The 1548-nt window shown below is 69.1% G+C and carries 1 protein-coding gene; it reads left to right on the top strand.

What is annotated here, in order from left to right:
• Window positions 1-1415: glycoside hydrolase family 32 protein (locus FJ108_18600; GenBank protein ID MBM4337904.1), on the top strand; the 1415-nt coding region annotated here is incomplete at its 5' end.
• Window positions 1416-1548: the final 133 nt, after the last annotated feature.

The raw sequence follows: 1548 nt of genomic DNA, 5'->3' as shown, positions 1-1548 counted from the left end.
GAGAGCTCGATCGAATGCGCCCGGTGTACCACTTCACGCCGAAGCAGAACTTCATGAACGACCCCAACGGTCTGGTGTTCTGCGACGGCGAGTACCATCTCTTCTACCAGCACAACCCGTTCGGCGACACCTGGGGTCACATGAGCTGGGGGCACGCGGTGAGCCGCGACCTGCTGCGCTGGGAGCATCTTCCGCTGGCGCTCGCGGAGCACGCGGGCGAGATGGTCTTCTCGGGCAGCGCCGTGGTGGACCGCGCGAACACGAGCGGCCTCGGCCACGCGGGCCGGCCGCCGCTGGTCGCGATCTACACTGGTCACACGGCACGCGAGCAGACGCAGAACCTGGCCTGGAGCACGGACCGCGGCCGGACCTGGACGCGGCATGCGAGCAATCCGGTGCTCGCGATCGGATCGAGCCAGCACCGCGACCCCAAGGTGTTCTGGTTCGAGCCGACGCGGCGCTGGGTCATGGTCACGGTCTTGGCCGACGAGCAGAGAGTCCGGTTCGACACCTCGCCGGATCTATCGTCCTGGACCCGGACGAGTGAGTTCGGCCCGGCGGGCGCGACGGATGGCGCGTGGGAGTGTCCCGACCTGTTTCCGCTTCCCGTCGACGGCGAGCCCGAAACCTTGCGCTGGTTGCTGAAGGTCGACGTGCAGCGGGGGATCGGCGCGCAGTACTTCGTCGGCGAGTTCGACGGCGAGCGCTTTCGTCCGGACGGATCACTCGATCGCGTGCTGCGAATCGACCACGGCGCGGATTTCTACGCTGCGCAGTCGTGGAGCGACGCGCCCGACGGACGCAGACTCTGGCTGGCCTGGATGAGTCACTGGGGATACGCGAACTCCACGCCCACCTCGCCCTGGCGCGGAATGTTCTCGATTCCGCGCGAGCTGCGCCTGGTGCGCTCCCCCGGTGGCGTCCGCCTGGCTCAAGCTCCGGCGGCCGAGCTGCGCACGCTGCGGCGCCCGCTGCACCGCTTCGCAGGCGCCAGCCTGGCCGAGATCAACGCGGCGCTCTCGCGCACGCCACCGGGCGCGGCGTTCGAGATCGACGTGGAGATCGCGCTCGGCCGGGCGACCGAGTTCGGACTCCAGGTGCGCAAGGGAGCAGGAGAGGGCACCGCGATCGGCGTCGACGCGCGGTGCGCGGAGCTCTTCGTCGATCGCCGCCGCTCCGGAGCCGTCTCGTTCGCGAATTCGTTCGCAGCGGTACACCGCGCGCCGCTCGAGCTCGAGCAGGGCCGGGTCCGCCTGCAGATCTTCGTCGATACCTGCTCGGTCGAGGTCTTCGCCGACGGCGGCCGCACCGTGATCAGCGATCTGATCTTTCCCGATCCGACGAGCGGCGTCGTCGAGCTCTACGCGCTCGGCGGAGACGCGACTCTCGCGTCTGTCGAGGTCTTCGGCCTCTAGGTCGGCTGCTTCGAGAGCACGCGGTAGACGAGCAGCGGATCGGCGAAGCCCTTCAGCACCAGCTCGCCCACCGGCTCGGTCGCGATCGATTCGGGCAGCTCCGCGCGGACGCGCGCCGAGATCAGGCTCTTTT

This window comes from Deltaproteobacteria bacterium (assembly GCA_016875225.1).
Lineage (GTDB): Bacteria > Myxococcota_A > UBA9160 > SZUA-336 > SZUA-336 > VGRW01.
This window is presented reverse-complemented; position numbering and strand designations above follow the sequence as displayed.